Raw genomic sequence first — 17,952 nt, 5'->3', positions numbered from 1 at the left:
AGGTTGCCCAAGAAAACGCTCTTGAGCGGAACTTCATGGTCGGGGGTTTTTACCTGCGCTTGATAGCCTGCGTCATCCTGAGTTGCTGTAGGTCGAGTAGGCGGCCACGGTGATCCAATGGCGAGGCACGCCCACGCAGGAGGTGGGCGTGTTCATCGCTCAGAGGCGCTCCGGGCAGGGCACCAGAAAGGCCGCTTCCAGCAGTTGACGCGTATACCCATGCTGCGGATCAGCGAAAATCGCTCGCGCATCGCCTTGCTCCACCACCTGCCCCTGCTTGACCACCATCAGTTGGTGACTCAGCGCCTTCACCACCGCCAGGTCATGGCTGATAAACAGGTAGGTCAGGTTGTACTTGGCCTGCAGGCTGCGCAGCAATTCCACCACTTGCCGTTGCACGGTGCGATCCAGCGCCGAGGTCGGTTCGTCCAGCAGGATCAGGCGCGGCTTGAGCACCAGTGCGCGGGCGATGGCGATGCGTTGGCGTTGGCCGCCGGAGAACTCATGGGGGTAGCGATGACGGGACTCAGGGTCCAGGCCCACCTCCTTGAGCGCCGCGATAATCGCCGCTTCCTGCTCGGCCGGCGTGCCCATCCTGTGGATGCGCAGGCCTTCGCCGACGATCTCGCTGACGCACATGCGAGGGCTCAGGCTGCCGAACGGGTCCTGGAACACCACCTGCATTTCCCGGCGCAACGGGCGTACCTGTTGCTGGGTCAGTGTGTCCAGCTGCTGGCCTTCGAAACGAATCCCGCCCTTGCTGGCAATCAAGCGCAGGATCGCCAGGCCCAGGGTGGATTTGCCCGAGCCGCTTTCGCCGACGATGCCCAGGGTCTGGCCCTGGGGCAGGCTGAAGTTGATCCCGTCCACCGCCTTGACGTAATCGACGGTGTTGCGCAAGAAGCCCTTCTTGATCGGGAACCAGACTTTCAGGTCATCGACTTCCAGCAACGGCGGGCCGACGTCGTTGCTGGCCGGGCCACCGCTGGGCTCGGCCGCCAGCAGTTCCTGGGTGTAAGGGTGTCGGGGCGACTGGAACAGCGTCTCGCACTCGGCCTGCTCGACGATGCAGCCTTGCTGCATCACGCAGACGCGGTGAGCAATGCGCCGCACCAGGTTCAAGTCATGGCTGATCAACAGCAAGGCCATGCCCAAACGCGCCTGCAACTCCTTGAGCAACTCCAGGATCTTCAACTGCACGGTGACGTCGAGGGCCGTGGTCGGTTCATCCGCGATCAACAACTCTGGCTCATTGGCCAGGGCCATGGCGATCATCACCCGCTGGCGCTGGCCGCCCGACAGTTCGTGGGGCAGGGCCTTGAGCCGTTTGTGCGGCTCGGGGATGCCCACCAGTTCCAGCAGTTCCAGGGTGCGCCGGGTCGCGACCTTGCCGGTCAGACCCTTGTGCAGGCCGAGCACTTCGTTGATCTGCTTCTCGATGCAGTGCAGCGGATTCAACGACGTCATCGGCTCCTGGAAGATCATCGCGATGCGGTTGCCGCGAATATGCCGCAGGGTCTTTTCCTTCAGGGTCAGCAGGTCCTGGCCGGAATAGGTGATGGTGCCGGACGGATGCCGGGCCAGCGGGTAGGGCAGCAGGCGCAGGATCGAGTGGGCGGTCACCGATTTGCCGGAGCCGCTTTCGCCAACCAGGGCCAGGGTTTCGCCGCGCTTGATATCGAAGCTGACGTTGTTGACCACACGGTGGTGATGCGCGCCCGTGACGAACTCGACGGAGAGGTCGCGGATTTCGATCAGATTGTCCTGATTCATCTCATTTCCTCGGGTCGAAGGCATCGCGAGCGGACTCGCCGATAAACACCAGCAAACTCAACATGATCGCCAGCACGGCAAACGCGCTCATGCCCAGCCACGGTGCCTGCAGGTTGGATTTGCCCTGGGCCACCAGTTCGCCCAGGGACGGCGAACCGGCCGGGAGGCCAAAGCCGAGGAAGTCCAGGGCGGTCAGGGTGCCGATGGCGCCGGTGAGGATAAATGGCATGAAGGTCATGGTCGAGACCATGGCATTGGGCAGGATATGGCGGAACATGATCGCGCCGTTCTGCATCCCCAGTGCCCGCGCCGCACGCACGTATTCGAGGTTACGCCCGCGCAGGAACTCGGCGCGCACCACGTCCACCAGGCTCATCCAGGAAAACAGCAGCATGATCCCCAGCAGCCACCAGAAGTTCGGCTGCACGAAGCTGGCGAGGATGATCAGCAGGTAGAGCACCGGCAAGCCGGACCAGATTTCCAGGAAACGCTGCCCGGCCAGGTCGACCCAGCCGCCATAGAAACCCTGCAAGGCGCCGGCGATCACGCCGATGATCGAACTGAGCACGGTCAGGGTGAGGGCAAACAGCACCGACACACGGAAGCCATAGATCACCCGCGCGAGCACATCGCGGCCCTGGTCATCGGTACCCAGCAGGTTGACGCGCGAAGGCGGCGCGGGGGCCGGTACCTTCAGGTCGTAGTTGATGCTCTGGTAGCTGAATGGGATCGGCGCCCACAGGGTCCAGGCGTCCTTGGCCTTGAGCAGTTCCTGGATATACGGGCTCTTGTAGTTGGCTTCCAGGGGGAATTCACCACCGAAGGTGGTTTCCGGGTAGCGCTTGAGCGCCGGGAAATACCAGTCGCCGTCGTAGTGCACCGCCAGGGGCTTATCGTTGGCGATCAGCTCGGCGCCCAGGCTCAGCCCGAACAGGATCAGGAACAGCCACAGCGACCACCAGCCACGCTTGTTGGCCTTGAACCGCTCGAACCGGCGGCGATTGAGGGGGGATAGATTCATCTCAATGCTCCCGGCTGGCGAAGTCGATACGCGGATCGACCAGGGTGTAGGTGAGGTCGCCGATCAGTTTCACCACCAGCCCCAGCAGGGTGAAGATAAACAGCGTGCCGAACACCACCGGATAGTCGCGGTTGATCGCCGCTTCAAAGCTCATCAGGCCCAGGCCGTCGAGGGAGAAGATCACTTCCACCAGCAACGAGCCGGTGAAGAAAATCCCGATGAACGCCGACGGGAAGCCGGCGATCACCAGCAGCATCGCGTTACGGAACACATGGCCGTAGAGCACGCGGTGGTTGGTCAGGCCCTTGGCCTTGGCGGTGATCACGTATTGCTTGTTGATCTCGTCGAGAAAGCTGTTCTTGGTCAGCAGGGTCATGGTCGCGAAGTTGCCGATCACCAGCGCGGTGATCGGCAGCGCCAGGTGCCAGAAATAGTCGAGCACCTTGCCGCCCCAGCTCAACTCATCGAAGTTGTTGGACGTCAGCCCGCGCAAGGGGAACCAGTCGAAATAGCTGCCGCCGGCAAACACCACGATCAGCAGGATCGCAAACAGGAACGCCGGGATCGCATAACCGACGATGATTGCCGAGCTGGTCCACACATCGAAGTGGCTGCCGTGTCGCGTGGCCTTGGCGATCCCCAGGGGGATCGACACCAGGTACATGATCAGCGTGCTCCATAACCCCAGGGAGATCGATACCGGCATCTTTTCCTTGATCAGGTCGATGACCTTGGCGTCACGGAAGAAGCTGTCGCCGAAATCCAGCCGGGCGTAGTTCTTGACCATGATCCACAAGCGTTCCGGCGCCGACTTGTCGAAGCCGTACATCTTTTCGATTTCCTTGATCAGCGCCGGGTCCAGGCCCTGGGCGCCACGGTAGCTGCTGGAACCGGCCACCGAGACTTCGGCACCGCCGCCGGCAATGCGGCTGGTGGCGCCTTCAAAGCCTTCGAGCTTGGCGATCATCTGTTCCACCGGCCCCCCGGGGGCGGCCTGGATAATAATGAAGTTGATCAGCAGGATCCCGAACAACGTCGGGATGATCAGCAACAGGCGGCGAACAATATAGGCCAGCATTTAATCGCCTCCGCTCGCCGCATCGGCGCTCGTGTCGGTAGCCGTTTCCAGGGTGACGGCAGGTTTTACGTTGGGTTTTGCCCACCAGGTGGCGGTGCCCACGTCATAGCGTGGCGGGGTTTTCGGATGGCCGAGGTGGTCCCAATACGCCACGCGGAAGGTCTTGATGTGCCAATTGGGGATCACGTAGTAACCGAACTGCAGCACACGGTCCAGGGCCTTGGCATGGGCGATCAGGCTGTTGCGCGAGTCGGCGTCGATCAGTTCTTCCACCAACTGGTCGACCGCCGGGTCCTTGAGGCCCATGTAGTTGCGGCTGCCGGGTTTGTCGGCACTGGAAGACTTCCAGAATTCCCGTTGTTCGTTACCCGGCGAGGTGGATTGCGGGAAGCTGCCCACCATCATGTCGAAGTCCCGCGAGCGCACACGGTTGACGAACTGCGAAACGTCCACCCGGCGGATCACCAGGTCGATGCCCAGGTCCGCCAGGTTGCGCTTGAACGGCAGCAGGATGCGCTCGAACTCGGTCTGGGCCAGCAGGAACTCGATGGTCACCGGTTTGCCCGTGGTGTCGACCATCTTGTCGTCGACGATGCGCCAGCCGGCCTCCTGCAGCAGTTGGTAGGCCTCGCGTTGCTGGGTGCGGATCATGCCGCTGCCGTCGGTTTTGGCCGGCTCGAAGGCCTGGGTGAAGACTTCGGCGGGGATCTTGTCGCGCAGGGGTTCGAGGATTTTCAGCTCATCCGGGCCGGGCAGGCCGGTGGCGGCCATTTCGGAGTTTTCGAAGTAGCTGCGGGTGCGGGTGTAGGCGCCGTTGAACAGCTGTTTGTTGCTCCACTCGAAGTCCAGCAACAGGCTGATGGCCTTGCGCACGCGCACATCCTGGAACATCGGCTTGCGCGTATTGAACACAAAACCTTGCATGCCGGTAGGATTGCCGTTGGGGATTTCTTCCTTGATCAGCCGGCCCTCGGTCACGGCCGGAATGTTGTAGGCGTTGGCCCAGTTCTTGGCGCTGAATTCCAGCCAGTAGTCGAACTGCCCGGCCTTCAACGCTTCCAGGGACACGGTACTGTCGCGGTAGTAGTCGGTGATGCGGTTGTCGAAATTGTAGAAACCCTTGGTGATCGGCAGGTCCTTGGCCCAGTAGTCCTTGACCCGCTCGTAGCGGATCATGCGCCCGGCCTTGACCTCGGCCACCTTGTACGGCCCGCTGCCCAGGGGCACCTCCAGGTTGCCCTTGGCAAAGTCCCGCGTGGCCCACCAATGCTTGGGCAGTACCGGCAGTTGCCCGAGGATCAGCGGCAGTTCGCGGTTGTTGGTGCGCTTGAACTTGAACAGCACCCGCAATGGGTCTTCGGCGACCACTTCATCGACATCGGCGTAGTAGGTGCGGTAGATCGGCGAGCCTTCCTTCATCAGTTCCTGGAAGGTGAACACCACGTCTTCGGCGTGGATCGGGTGGCCGTCGTGGAAGCGCGCTTCGGGCCGCAGGTAGAAACGCACCCAGCTGTTGTCCGGGGCTTTTTCGATCTTGCCGGCGACCAGGCCGTATTCGGTGATCGGTTCGTCCAGGCTCTGCATGGCCAGGGTGTCGTAGATCAGGCTGATGTTGTCGGCCGGCACGCCCTTGCTGATAAACGGGTTGAGGCTGTCGAAGCCGCCCATGCTCGACTCGCGGAAGGTGCCGCCCTTGGGCGCATCCGGATTGACGTAGTCGAAGTGCTTGAAGTCGGCGGGGTATTTCGGCGGCTCGTTGTACAGCGTCAGCGCGTGTTGCGGCGCGGCGTGGGCCGTGGTGCACAGCAACAGGCTGCCGAGCAGTACATTGCGCAAATACATCATTGGGCTTTCTCCGAAGCTTTCAGCCACCACGCGCTCAGGCCCAGGCTGTAGGGCGGCGTGGTGACAAAGGCGAACCGGTTGCGGTACGCCAGGCGATGATAGTTGAGGTACCAGTTGGGAATGCTGTAGTGCTGCCACAGCAGCACCCGGTCCAGGGCGCGGCCGGCGGCCAGTTGTTCTTCGCGGGTCTGCGCCGCCAGCAGTTGTTCCAGCAGGTGATCGACAACGGGGTTGGCGATGCCCGCATAGTTTTTGCTGCCCTTGATTGCAGCCTGGCTGGAGTGGAAGTACTGCCACTGTTCGAGGCCGGGGCTCAAGGTCTGGTTGAGGGTGATCAGGATCATGTCGAAATCGAATTGATCCAGGCGTTGCTTGTACTGGGCGCGGTCGACGGTGCGCAGGCGTGCGTCGATGCCGATGCTGATCAGGTTCTCGACATAGGGCTGCAGGATGCGCTCCAGGTTCGGGTTGACCAGCAGGATCTCGAAGCGCAGCGGTTGCCCGTCCTTGTTGAGCAGGCGTTGGCCCGACAGCTTCCAGCCGGCTTCGCCCAGCAGCGCCAGGGCGCGGCGCAGGGTTTCGCGGGGGATGCCGCGCCCGTCGGTCTGGGGCAGGCTGAAGGCTTGGGTAAACAGGTTGGGCGGCAGCTGGTCGCGGTAGGGGGAGAGCATCAGCCATTCATGGCCGGTTGGAACCCCGGCAGCGGCGAATTCGCTGTTGGGGTAATAGCTGAGCGTGCGTTTGTAGGCGCTGCTGAACAGGGTGCGGTTGGTCCACTCGAAGTCGAACATCAACCCCAGGGCTTCGCGCACCTTGGTCTGGCTGAAGGTCGGGCGCCGGGTGTTCATGAACAGGCCCTGGCTTTGGGTCGGGATCTGGTGGGCGATCTGCGCCTTGATCACTTCGCCACGGTTCACCGCCGGGAAGTTGTAGCCATTGGCCCAGTTCTTGGCCTGGTGCTCGATATAAATGTCGAACTCGCCGGCCTTGAACGCTTCGAAGGCCACATCGCTGTCACGGTAGAACTCCACTTCGACCTTGTCGTAGTTATAGAAACCCTGGTTGACCGGCAAGTCCTTGCCCCAGTAATCCTTGACCCGTTCGAACACCAGCTGGCGTCCAGGGGTGACCTTGCTGATACGGTACGGCCCGCTGCCCAGGGGCGGCTCGAAGGTGGTCGCCTTGAAGTCGCGGTTTTTCCAATAGTGCTGAGGCAATACCGGCAATTCGCCCAGGCGCAGGATCAGCAACGGGTTGCCGGCACGCTTGAACACAAAGCGGATGCGGTGAGGGTTGAGGATGTCCACCCGCGCCACTTCCTGCAGGTTGGTGCGGTACTGGGGGTGGCCTTCGGTCAGCAGGGTGCGATAGGAAAATGCCACGTCATAGGCCGTGATCGGCTTGCCATCGTGGAAGCGCGCCTGCGGACGCAGGTTGAACACCACCCAACTGCGGTCCTCGCTGTATTCCACCGACTGGGCAATCAGCCCGTAGCTGGAGGTGGGCTCGTCGCCGGAAGGCGCGTACTGACCAGTGCCGACCATCAACGGCTCGTTCAGCTCATTGACGCCGTATTGCAGGAAGTTGGGGGTGGAAACCGGGCTTGAACCCTTGAACGTGTAGGGGTTGAGGGTATCGAAGGTGCCAAATGCCATGACCCGCAAGGTCCCGCCTTTCGGCGCTGCAGGGTTTACCCAATCGAAGTGGGTGAATTTGGCCGGGTACTTGAGCGTGCCGAACTGCGTGTAACCGTGGCTCTCGGTTATTGTCGCGTTCGCACCAAAGCTCAAGGCCAGACTTATTAGTAGAAGGAGGGGACGCTTCAAGTCAGGGATCCGATCCAGGCGGCTTGGGCTTTATGATCGGTACAGTAACAGCTTGTTCCGGATGGAAAAAGCCAGTTGGGAACACTGGAGATTCAGTGTGGGAGGGGGCTTGCCCCCGATATCGGTGGATCAGCCAATGAATCTGGTGGCTTATAAACTGCTATCGGGGGCAAGCCCCCTCCCACATTGGTTCTGCAGTGTTCTTAAAACCTTAGCGCGGCCCAGACACTACAAGCATCTGCCCCGGCTTCAGCGCCTGGCCAGTACGGGGGTTCCAACGCTTGAGATGTTGCATCTCGACGTTGAAGCGCTTGGCGACGATGTACAGCGAGTCGCCTTTCTTGACCTTGTACTGCACCGGCTTCTTGCTGTCGGCCTTGGCCACCAGCTTGCGGGTGTCCTGCATCACCAGGGTCTGGCCGACCTTGAGGGCCTGGCCGTTGAGTTTGTTCCAGCGCTGCAGGTCATGCACGTCGACCTTGTTCGCCTTGGCGATCAGCGTGAGGTTGTCGCCACTGCGCACCTTGTAGCTGCGGGTGCGGCCGGCCACCCGGGCGGTCTCGACTTCGTCGAACACCTGCTTTTTCGGGCGCATCGCCAGCAATTCTTCCGGCTTCATCGTCGAAAGGGTGCTGGTGAGCAATTGTGCCTTGGAGCTCGGCACCAGCAGGTGTTGCGGGCCATCCAGGGTGGTGCGTTGCTTGAGCGCCGGGTTGAGCTGGAACAGTTCGTCTTCGTCGATCTCGGCCAGCGCGGCAACCCGCGACAGGTCCATGCTTTGCTTGACTTCGACCACTTCGAAGTACGGCGTGTTGGCAATCGGGTTCAGGTTGACGCCATAGGCCTCGGGGGCCAGCACCACCTGGGACAGCGCCAGGAACTTGGGCACATAGTCCTTGGTTTCCTGGGGCAGGGGCAGGTTCCAGTAGTCGGTGGGCAGGCCAAGCTTCTCGTTGCGCTCGATGGCCCGGCTCACCGTGCCTTCGCCGGCGTTATAGGCGGCCAGGGCCAGCAGCCAGTCGCCGTTGAACATGTCGTGCAGACGGGTCAGGTAGTCCAGGGCGGCGGTGGTGGAGGCGGTGATGTCGCGGCGGCCGTCGTAGGCGCGGGTCTGGCGCAGGTTGAAGTAGCGCCCGGTGGAGGGGATGAACTGCCACAGGCCGACGGCATCGCTGCGCGAATACGCCATCGGGTTGTAGGCACTTTCAATCACCGGCAGCAGCGCCAGCTCCAGGGGCATGTTGCGTTCTTCAAGGCGTTCGACGATGTAATGAATGTAGAGGCTGCCGCGTTCACCGGCGTTCTCCAGGAAGGACGGGTTGCTGGCGAACCACAGGCGCTGTTGCTCGATGCGCGGGTTGACACCCACGTTGTCCTGCAATTGAAAGCCCCGGCGCATGCGTTCCCACACGTCCTGGGGCACTTCTGGAGCAGGTTTCTCTGAAAGCCAGATGACGGGTTTCTGTTTGATCTTGGCGGCAAGGTTGGGCTTGGGTTGCACGGTGGATTGTGCGGCGAAATTTGTCGATTGGCAGCCCGCCAGCGTGGCGGACACAGCCACCGCCACAGCTTGAGCCAGGCGGGTCAATGCGTCTGAATGGTTGGATTTACGAATAGATGACGACATTGGCTGGAAGTAAGTTCCGGGCAAAAATGTCGGGCGATTCTAGAAAGCACTTTGGTTCCGGTCAACCATTCAGAAATTACGTATCAGATTGCGTCCCTTTAGAACTTATCTTTCCACGCCCTCAAGCTAGCAAATACCTCGGCCCCAGAGCGGTTGTCGCGGCCATTCCGTTCGTCCGCTTTTTGTTTAACGGATGTTTCAGAGGTACGCAGGAAGGGGTTGGTGCGCTTTTCCAGGGCCAGGTTGGAAGGCAGTGTCATCTCGCCGCGGGCCCGCAGTTGACGGACGTTTTCCACCCGTTCGGAGATGTCGGCATTCTGCGGTTCCACCGCCTGGGCAAACTTGAGGTTACTTTGTGTGTATTCGTGGGTGCAGTACACCAGGGTGTCGGCGGGCAGGGCGGCCAGGCGCTCGAGGGAGGTGTGCATCTGTTCCGGTGTACCTTCGAACAGGCGGCCACAACCGGCGGCGAACAGGGTGTCGCCACAGAACAGCACGCCCTGGTGGTAGAAGGCGATATGGCCCAGGGTGTGGCCGGGCACGGCATAGACGTCGAAGTCCCAGCCCAGCACGTTGATGCGGTCGTTATCCTGCAGCGCGATGTCCCGCGCCGGGATCGTCTCGTTGGCCGGACCATACACCTTGGCTTCGGTCACCCGCTTGAGTTGCTCGACACCGCCGACATGGTCGTGGTGATGGTGGGTAATCAGGATGTCGCTGAGGGTCCACGTCGGGTTTTGCTCGAGCCAGGCCAGTACCGGCGCGGCATCGCCGGGATCGACCACGGCACAACGTTGGGTCTGCGGGTCCTGCAGCAACCAGATGTAGTTATCGGTGAAGGCGGGCAGGGCACTGATCTGTATCATTCTTCGATTCGCCAAGCTGAACACATTGGTGCATCTTAGAACGTCTAGGCGAGTTGGAGAATGCAATGACTGATAAAGCGTTCGCCCAGGCCGATCCTGAGTGGCTGGCCCTGATCGGCGCAGCCCGTGAATGGCTGTCCGGGCCCATCGGGCAATTTTTGCTGGATGAAGAGCGGCGCATGCTCGAAGACGAGTTGGGTCGTTTCTTTGGCGGCTACCTGGTGCATTACGGTCCGTCGGCCCAGACCCCGCCCGCCGCGCCCCAGGTGCAACGCAATGTGCGCCTGGGCGCGCCGTTGCCGGGGGTGGAGATTGTCTGCGAAGAACAGGCCTGGCCATTGAGCGAGCACGCCGCCGATGTGGTGGTGTTGCAGCATGGCCTGGATTTCTGCCTGTCGCCCCACGGTCTGCTGCGTGAAGCGGCGAGCAGCGTGCGCCCTGGCGGCCATTTGCTGATTGTCGGCATTAACCCTTGGAGCAGCTGGGGCCTGCGCCATGTGTTCGCCCATGATGGCCTGCGCCAGGCGCGCTGCATCTCGCCATCACGGGTCGGGGACTGGCTGAACCTGCTGGGCTTCGCGCTGGAGAAACGCCGCTTCGGGTGCTATCGTCCGCCGCTTGCCTCGGCCAAGTGGCAAGGCCGCCTGGCCGGTTGGGAACGTCGCGCGGGCGCCTGGCAACTGTCGGGTGGCGGCTTCTATTTATTGGTGGCGCGCAAGATCGTGGTCGGGCTGCGGCCGGTGCGCCAGGTGCTGCGCCAGCCCATGGGCAAACTGGTGCCGATGCCGATGGCCAAGGTCAACCGCACGCAAAGCGAACCGTAGAACTTTTTTGATTTCAGACCTGCCCGTCTTGATGGATGTAACCGATGACCGATAGCGTAGAACTCTTCACCGATGGCGCCTGCAAGGGCAACCCCGGCCCCGGCGGCTGGGGCGCCTTGCTGGTGTGCAAGGGCGTAGAGAAAGAGTTGTGGGGCGGCGAAGCCAACACCACCAACAACCGCATGGAACTGATGGGCGCCATTCGCGGCCTGGAAGAACTCAAGCGCCGCTGCAACGTGCTGCTGGTCACCGACTCGCAATACGTGATGAAAGGTATCAACGAGTGGATGGTCAACTGGAAGAAGCGCGGCTGGAAGACCGCGGCCAAGGAGCCGGTCAAGAATGCCGACCTGTGGCAATTGCTCGATGAGCAATGCAACCGCCATGACATCACCTGGAAATGGGTGCGTGGGCACATCGGCCATCCGGGGAACGAGCGCGCCGACCAGCTTGCCAATAGAGGTGTGGACGAAGTGCGGGGCTACAAGCAGAGCTGATGCTGGCCGACGTGTTAACATCGCGCTCCTTGACTCACACCACACTGCACACCACACCGTTGAGAGCTGAACCCTGATGGCGATCCGATCTGTTGTACTCGATACCGAAACCACCGGCATGCCGGTGACCGACGGCCACCGGATCATTGAAATCGGCTGTGTCGAACTCATGGGTCGGCGCCTCACCGGTCGTCACTTTCACGTCTACCTGCAACCGGACCGCGACAGTGACGAAGGCGCCATCGGCGTCCACGGCATCACCGACGAGTTCCTCAAGGGCAAGCCGCGTTTCGCCGAAGTGGCCGATGAGTTCTTCGAGTTCATCAACGGCGCCCAGTTGATCATCCATAACGCGGCGTTCGACGTCGGCTTCATCAATAACGAATTTGCCCTGATGGGGCAGATGGATCGCGCGGACATTTCCCAGCACTGCTCGATCCTCGACACCCTGATGATGGCCCGTGAGCGTCACCCGGGCCAGCGCAACAGCCTCGATGCCTTGTGCAAGCGTTATGGCGTCGACAACTCCGGCCGTGAACTCCACGGCGCCTTGCTCGACTCCGAGATTCTCGCCGACGTTTACCTGACCATGACCGGCGGGCAGACCAGCCTGTCCCTGGCCGGCAACGCCTCCGACGGCAGTGGCTCGGCGGAAGGCTCCGGCAACCGCCCTTCGGAAATCCGCCGCCTGCCAGCCGATCGCAAGCCCACCACCATCATTCGCGCCAGCGAGCAGGATCTGGCCGAGCATGCGGAGCGGTTGGAGGCTATCGCCAAGTCGGCGGGTGCGCCGGCGTTGTGGACCCAGCTAACACAACAATAGCCCTGCGTAGGTATGATCAAAATGTGGGAGGGGGCTTGCCCCCGAAGCGGTGTATCAGCCAATCAAATATGAGCTGGCATACCGTCATCGGGAGCAAGCCCCCTCCCACAGTTGATCTCCGTTGCTTTCAGAATCTTCATTCGCGTCATCGTCCCCGAGCTTCTACCCTTGAGTGCATAGCCCTCAGGACTACACGCCCTCATGTACAAAGACCTGAAGTTCCCCGTGCTTATCGTGCACCGCGACATCAAGGCCGACACCGTTGCCGGCGACCGGGTTCGCGGCATCGCCCGGGAGTTGGAACAAGAGGGCTTCAGTATCTTTTCCGCCGTGGACTACGCCGAAGGCCGGCTGGTGGCGTCGACCCATCACGGCCTGGCGTGCATGCTGATCGCGGCCGAAGGCGCCGGTGAGAATACCCACCTGCTGCAAAACATGGTCGAGCTGATCCGCCTGGCGCGCCTGCGGGCGCCGAACCTGCCGATCTTTGCCCTGGGCGAGCAGGTCACCCTGGAAAACGCCCCGGCCGATGCCATGAGCGAACTCAACCAGCTGCGCGGCATTCTCTACCTGTTCGAAGACACCGTACCGTTTCTCGCCCGCCAGGTGGCCCGTGCTGCCCGCACTTACCTGGATGGCCTGTTGCCGCCATTCTTCAAGGCGCTGGTGCAACACACCGCCGACTCCAACTATTCCTGGCACACCCCCGGCCATGGCGGTGGCGTGGCCTATCGCAAAAGTCCGGTGGGGCAGGCGTTTCATCAGTTCTTCGGGGAGAACACCCTGCGTTCGGACTTGTCGGTCTCGGTGCCCGAACTGGGCTCGCTGCTGGATCACACCGGGCCCCTGGCTGAAGCCGAAGCCCGTGCCGCGCGCAACTTCGGCGCCGACCATACCTTTTTCGTGATCAACGGCACGTCCACCGCCAACAAGATCGTCTGGCACTCCATGGTCGGGCGCGATGACCTGGTGCTGGTGGACCGCAACTGCCACAAGTCGGTGTTGCATTCGATCATCATGACCGGTGCCATCCCGCTGTACCTGTGCCCGGAGCGCAACGAACTGGGCATCATCGGTCCGATTCCCCTGAGCGAGTTCAGCCCGGAATCGATCCGCGCCAAGATCGACGCCAGCCCCTTGACCCGTGGCCGGCCCCCCAAGGTGAAGCTGGCCGTGGTCACCAACTCCACCTACGACGGCCTGTGCTACAACGCCGAGCTGATCAAGCAGCAATTGGGCAACAGTGTCGAGGTGCTGCACTTCGACGAAGCCTGGTATGCCTACGCGGCGTTCCACGAGTTCTTTGCCGGCCGTTACGGCATGGGCACCTCCCGTACCCCGGACAGCCCGCTGGTGTTCACCACCCACTCCACCCACAAGCTGCTGGCGGCGTTCAGCCAGGCCTCGATGATCCATGTGCAGGACGGCGGCGCGCGCCAACTGGACCGCGACCGTTTCAATGAAGCCTTCATGATGCACATCTCCACGTCGCCGCAGTACAGCATCATCGCCTCCCTGGACGTCGCCTCGGCGATGATGGAGGGCCCGGCCGGGCGCTCGCTGCTGCAGGAAATGTTCGACGAGGCCCTGAGTTTTCGCCGCGCCCTGGCTAACCTGCGCCAACACATTGCCGCCGAAGATTGGTGGTTCTCCATCTGGCAGCCGCCGTCGGTGGCGGGCATCGACCGCGTCGCCACCGCGGATTGGCTGTTGCTGCCGCAGGATGACTGGCACGGCTTTGGTGACGTGGCCGAAGACTACGTGCTGCTGGACCCGATCAAAGTGACCCTGGTGATGCCCGGCCTCACCGCCGGCGGCGCCTTGAGCGAGCGCGGGATTCCCGCCGCGGTGGTCAGCAAATTCCTCTGGGAGCGTGGGCTGGTGGTGGAAAAGACCGGGCTGTATTCGTTCCTCGTGTTGTTTTCCATGGGCATCACCAAGGGCAAATGGAGTACCTTGCTCACCGAGTTGCTTGAGTTCAAGCGCAGTTACGACGGGAATGTCAGCCTCGCCAGTTGTTTGCCATCGGTGTTTGCCCAGGGCCCGGCTCGCTATCAGGGCCTGGGTTTGCGCGACCTGTGTGATCAATTGCACGGCTGTTACCGCAGCAACGCCACCGCCAGGCACCTCAAGCGCATGTACACGGTGTTGCCGGAAATCGCGATGAAACCCGCCGACGCCTACGACCAATTGGTAAGGGGCGAGGTAGAGGCCGTGTCCATTGATGCCTTGCCAGGACGCATTGCAGCCGTGATGCTGGTGCCTTATCCGCCGGGGATTCCGTTGATCATGCCAGGCGAGCGCTTTACCGAGTCGACCCGGTCGATCATCGACTACCTGGCGTTTGCCCGGACGTTCGATAGCAGTTTCCCCGGTTTTGTTGCCGATGTTCACGGGCTACAACACGAAGATGACGGCAGTGGTCGTTGTTACACCGTCGATTGCATCAAGGGTTAAGGATGTTTATGCAAGCTGTAATGAACCCGAAGTATCCAGGGCTCAGTGTGCGGGTCGCCGACGAGGGCTTCGACGCCTACGTGTGGGGCAATGATTTCAGCTTTGAGGTCAGTGCCTATGGCGTGCCGGAGATGGGCAGGCGGGTCGATCAATGGCCCGTGGAGCGCATCGTGCCGTACCGCAAGTGCTATGGCATCGACCCGGAAGAATTCGCCAGTTTTCGCGATGCGCCGGACAGTGCGATCTTCATGGCCTACCTGGATGATCGTGCGGTCGGGCATATCGTGGTCAGCACCAATTGGAACGGCTTTGCCCACGTTGACGAACTGGCGGTGGCCTTGCCTGCCCGTCGGCACGGGGTGGCCAAGGCGCTGCTGGATGTGGCGCAGTTCTGGAGCCGCAAGAAAAACCTGCCGGGCATGATGCTGGAGACCCAGAACAACAACCTGGGCGCCTGCCGACTGTATGAGCGTTGCGGCTACGTGATGGGCGGGATCGACCACCTGCGCTATCGCGGCATCGACCCGCAAACCCGTGAAGTGGCGATTTTCTGGTATCGGTTGTTCAAGACCGATGCCGAGCGGCGTTAACTTTCCAGCAGGCCCTGGGCCTTTTGCGTGACGATCTCCAGTAACGCATTCAGCGCAGGCGAGGTCACGCCATCCTTGAGTGTCAGCGCATACAGGCTGACCAGGATCGGCGGCGACACCGGGCATGTATCCAGGCCCGCCTCGCGTGCGCCAAAGGCGGTGAACGGGTCGACAATCGCCAGGCCTTCGCCGGCTTCCACCATGCTGCGCATCATCTGGTAGGTCTGCACCCGCGTCTGCACCACCGGCAGCGGGCGCAAGGCTTGCAGCTTGGCGTCCAGCAGGCGGCTGAGCGGGTCGTGTCCTTCGAGCCCGATCATCGCTTGCCCGGCCAGGTCCTGCAGCGCAATGTACTTCTGCTTGGGCTTGAGCCAGCCGTGGGGCGCCAGCAATTGCAATTTGCCTTGGGCCAGCACCGTGCTGTGGATTTGCGGGTGTTCCGGGTCATGCAGGCTCAGGCCCACCTCGGCCTCGTGCAGCAGCAGGCTGCGCACGATTTCCCGGGTTGGCTGGCTCGACAGGTTGCACGGCGTGTCCTGGAAGCGCCGGCGCAGCAGCGCGATGCTCTGGGGCAGCAGTTGATTGGCCAGGGGCGGCGTGCACAAGGCGCGCAGGGTGGGGGCGTGATGGTGTTTCAAGCGGCTGGCCAGGCGTTGCACCGGTTCCAGGGCTTCGTACACATGGGCCATTTCTGCCTGCAGTTCCAGGGTTTCCCGTGTCGCCTGCAAACGCCCGCGCACACTGGCAAACAGCATGAAGCCCAATTGCTGCTCGGCCTCCTTGAGGGCCGCGTCTACATCGCCCACGGGAAGTTGCAACCATTCGGCGGCGGTGCCGAGGTGTCCGGTCTGCAGGATGGCCTGAATCACTTCGATATGACGTAAACGCATGGCCGGAGTCTATGTGCAGCGCAGAGGGGATTCAATGGCGCATGCCGTCGTGCGCAAAAAAGACAGTGCGGGTCGCGTATGTCGCTGGCGTTCAGCCAGGACCTCACTAGAATGGCGAGTCTGATCATCAACGACCAATGCCGATTACCGGCACATACAACAAAAACAGGTCTGGTCTCATATGCCTCTGCCCTCGACAGTTCTCGGGGTAACGGTCAAGCAACTGCTGGTCCTGGTGACCGTAGGGTGCGTGGCTGCTTATCTCTTCAGCAATCACGATGAATCGGCCCCGGAAAACCTCACGCTTGAGGCATTTATCCGTGCCCAGGAGCAAGTCGCCGCGCAGGTCGGCACGGTGCTGGGCATGACGCAGGTCAAGCAGGTGGTGGCGTATCCGGGGTACAACTCGCCGGGCTACAGGCGGGTGATGTACGCGGTGGAAGGCGAGCGGGGCCGGTTGATGGTGACGCTCAAGCAAGTGGACGGTGAGTCGGGGCTTGAAGTGACGGAAATTCGCAGCCCGTGACCGCCCGGCCCAGTCGATGCCGTCAATGGCCGGGACTGAGCAGGTACGCCTGGGCGATCAAGCTTATGAGGCGAGGGTGGTCTGCGATTCGCGGACGATAATGGTCCCCGACTGAATCAGTTTGAACTCATCGCCTTCGAGTTTTTCTACCCGGTCGCCAATGGCCAGCTTGTAGGTGGTGGTGGGTGCCGAGCCAGCCAGGTCGCCTTGCGCCGGGTTGGATTCCTGGAACTCATGCACCGAATACACGCGTCCTTCTGCGTCTCTGGCATGAAACTGTCCGACTAGTACTGCTGCCATCTGTTTAGAACCTCTGGAGATAAACACTCAATTCGCGGTGCTGTAGACCGTCATAAAGAGGGGGAGTTTACCTATTGAAAAAAAATACTATTCGCTGACATTTTCAGACGGTTCCTACGCATCAAATCGCGGGCCAAACGTCTGGAGGATTATCAAAACCTTCTGGTGAACGCACTGCGAAGCCTTTATAACTACAAGCTCCCTTAGTCAGACGTCGAGAAACCCAATGAGCAAGGTCTACACGATTGCCGTCCTGGTTGGCAGCCTGAGAAAAGACTCGATCAACCGCAAGGTCGCCCTGGCACTGGCCGAACTGGCCCCCGCCAACCTGAAGTTAAACATTGTGGAAATTGGCGATTTGCCGCTCTACAACGAGGACATCGATGGGGCATCACCGCCCGCAGCCTACAGTACTTTCCGTCAGCAGGTACGTTCATCCGACGCGGTGTTGTTTGTGACGCCGGAGTACAACCGCTCCGTACCCGCGCCATTGAAGAATGCGATTGACGTCGGCTCCCGTCCGTATGGCCAAAGCGCCTGGAGTGGCAAGCCGGGAGCGATCATCAGCGTATCGCCGGGCGCCGTTGGCGGTTTTGGCGCCAACCACCATCTGCGCCAGTCCCTGGTGTTCCTCGATGTGCCATGCATGCAGCAGCCGGAAGCCTACCTGGGCGGAGCGGGCAGCGTGTTCGACGACGCCGGCAAGGTGTCGGAAAAGACCAGGCCGTTCCTGCAGGCATTTATTGATGCCTACGGCAAATGGGTAGAAAAACAGACAGCTTGAATCGGCGCCCATTGTCCACTGTGGGAGGGGGCGAGCCCTGACGCCAGTCAGTTAAGGATGAACACTGTAACTGTGGTGAGCGGGCTTGCCCCGCGCTGGGCTGCGCAGCAGCCCCAATAAGAGCGCTGCAGTGTGCCAGGCAGGTCCGGGGCTGTGTTTCGGGGCTGCTGCGCAGCCCAGCGCGGGGCAAGCCCGCTCACTACAGGTTTAACTGACTGGAGTTAG

General features: G+C 61.5%; 16 protein-coding genes. 7 read left to right on the top strand and 9 right to left on the bottom strand.

From position 1 onward, the window contains the following. Positions 1 to 159: 159 nt before the first annotated feature. From C8K58_RS22725 to gloB, 7 genes are all read right to left on the bottom strand, one after another. Positions 160 to 1,773 carry an ABC transporter ATP-binding protein gene (locus C8K58_RS22725; RefSeq protein WP_027606502.1) on the bottom strand — a complete coding sequence of 538 codons (1,614 nt, stop codon included), beginning with the start codon at positions 1,771 to 1,773 and terminating at the stop codon, positions 160 to 162. 1 nt (position 1,774) lies between these two features. Next, a complete protein-coding gene (locus C8K58_RS22720) occupies positions 1,775 to 2,794 on the bottom strand; it encodes an ABC transporter permease (RefSeq protein ID WP_027606501.1) in 1,020 nt (339 codons plus the stop codon). Between the two features lies 1 nt (position 2,795). Then, entirely contained in the window at positions 2,796 to 3,872 is a 1,077-nt protein-coding gene (locus C8K58_RS22715) for a microcin C ABC transporter permease YejB (RefSeq protein WP_027606500.1), read from the bottom strand. Beyond that, positions 3,873 to 5,717 carry an extracellular solute-binding protein gene (locus C8K58_RS22710; RefSeq protein WP_108574350.1) on the bottom strand — a complete coding sequence of 615 codons (1,845 nt, stop codon included), beginning with the start codon at positions 5,715 to 5,717 and terminating at the stop codon, positions 3,873 to 3,875. Beyond that, a complete protein-coding gene (locus C8K58_RS22705; protein WP_108574349.1) occupies positions 5,714 to 7,543 on the bottom strand; it encodes an extracellular solute-binding protein in 1,830 nt (609 codons plus the stop codon). The genes C8K58_RS22710 and C8K58_RS22705 overlap by 4 nt, the downstream gene beginning before the upstream one ends. 211 nt (positions 7,544 to 7,754) lie before the next feature. Beyond that, on the bottom strand, positions 7,755 to 9,170 hold the full coding sequence (locus C8K58_RS22700) for a lytic transglycosylase domain-containing protein (protein WP_092357791.1): 1,416 nt from the start codon (positions 9,168 to 9,170) through the stop codon (positions 7,755 to 7,757). A 98-nt stretch (positions 9,171 to 9,268) separates the two neighbouring features. After that, positions 9,269 to 10,036 (bottom strand): hydroxyacylglutathione hydrolase, encoded by a 768-nt coding sequence (gene gloB / locus C8K58_RS22695; protein WP_098479717.1) that lies wholly within the window; start codon positions 10,034 to 10,036, stop codon positions 9,269 to 9,271. A gap of 65 nt (positions 10,037 to 10,101) precedes the next feature. On the opposite strand from gloB, the gene C8K58_RS22690 reads away from it, so the two are divergent. The 5 genes from C8K58_RS22690 (at position 10,102) to C8K58_RS22670 (ending at position 15,227) form a co-directional block, all read left to right on the top strand. Next, complete coding sequence (locus tag C8K58_RS22690) at positions 10,102 to 10,860, top strand: class I SAM-dependent methyltransferase (RefSeq protein WP_098479716.1); 759 nt, start codon at positions 10,102 to 10,104, stop codon at positions 10,858 to 10,860. A 44-nt stretch (positions 10,861 to 10,904) separates the two neighbouring features. Further along, a complete protein-coding gene (gene rnhA / locus C8K58_RS22685; RefSeq protein ID WP_003173571.1) occupies positions 10,905 to 11,357 on the top strand; it encodes a ribonuclease HI in 453 nt (150 codons plus the stop codon). An 82-nt stretch (positions 11,358 to 11,439) separates the two neighbouring features. Then, positions 11,440 to 12,180 carry a DNA polymerase III subunit epsilon gene (gene dnaQ, locus C8K58_RS22680; protein ID WP_166655325.1) on the top strand — a complete coding sequence of 247 codons (741 nt, stop codon included), beginning with the start codon at positions 11,440 to 11,442 and terminating at the stop codon, positions 12,178 to 12,180. A 201-nt stretch (positions 12,181 to 12,381) separates the two neighbouring features. Further along, positions 12,382 to 14,637 (top strand): Orn/Lys/Arg decarboxylase N-terminal domain-containing protein, encoded by a 2,256-nt coding sequence (locus tag C8K58_RS22675; protein WP_098479715.1) that lies wholly within the window; start codon positions 12,382 to 12,384, stop codon positions 14,635 to 14,637. 20 nt (positions 14,638 to 14,657) lie between these two features. Beyond that, entirely contained in the window at positions 14,658 to 15,227 is a 570-nt protein-coding gene (locus tag C8K58_RS22670; protein WP_027606492.1) for a GNAT family N-acetyltransferase, read from the top strand. Here the strand turns inward: C8K58_RS22670 and C8K58_RS22665 are convergent. After that, a complete protein-coding gene (locus C8K58_RS22665; RefSeq protein ID WP_098479714.1) occupies positions 15,224 to 16,117 on the bottom strand; it encodes a LysR substrate-binding domain-containing protein in 894 nt (297 codons plus the stop codon). The genes C8K58_RS22670 and C8K58_RS22665 overlap by 4 nt on opposite strands. A gap of 181 nt (positions 16,118 to 16,298) precedes the next feature. Between C8K58_RS22665 and C8K58_RS22660 the strand changes: the two genes are divergently transcribed. Continuing rightward, complete coding sequence (locus C8K58_RS22660) at positions 16,299 to 16,643, top strand: hypothetical protein (RefSeq protein WP_074846394.1); 345 nt, start codon at positions 16,299 to 16,301, stop codon at positions 16,641 to 16,643. Positions 16,644 to 16,706: 63 nt separating this feature from the next. On the opposite strand, the gene C8K58_RS22655 is transcribed toward C8K58_RS22660, so the two are convergent. Then, positions 16,707 to 16,943 carry a hypothetical protein gene (locus tag C8K58_RS22655; RefSeq protein ID WP_027606489.1) on the bottom strand — a complete coding sequence of 79 codons (237 nt, stop codon included), beginning with the start codon at positions 16,941 to 16,943 and terminating at the stop codon, positions 16,707 to 16,709. Between the two features lie 226 nt (positions 16,944 to 17,169). Here C8K58_RS22655 and C8K58_RS22650 point away from each other — a divergent pair, with 226 nt between their 5' ends. Beyond that, positions 17,170 to 17,727, top strand: a complete 558-nt coding sequence (locus C8K58_RS22650; protein WP_092488663.1) for an NADPH-dependent FMN reductase — start codon at positions 17,170 to 17,172, stop codon at positions 17,725 to 17,727. The last annotated feature ends 225 nt before the right edge of the window (positions 17,728 to 17,952 follow it).

It is taken from the genome of Pseudomonas sp. GV047 (assembly GCF_003058245.1).
GTDB classification, from domain to species: Bacteria; Pseudomonadota; Gammaproteobacteria; order Pseudomonadales; family Pseudomonadaceae; genus Aquipseudomonas; species Aquipseudomonas marginalis.
This window is presented reverse-complemented; position numbering and strand designations above follow the sequence as displayed.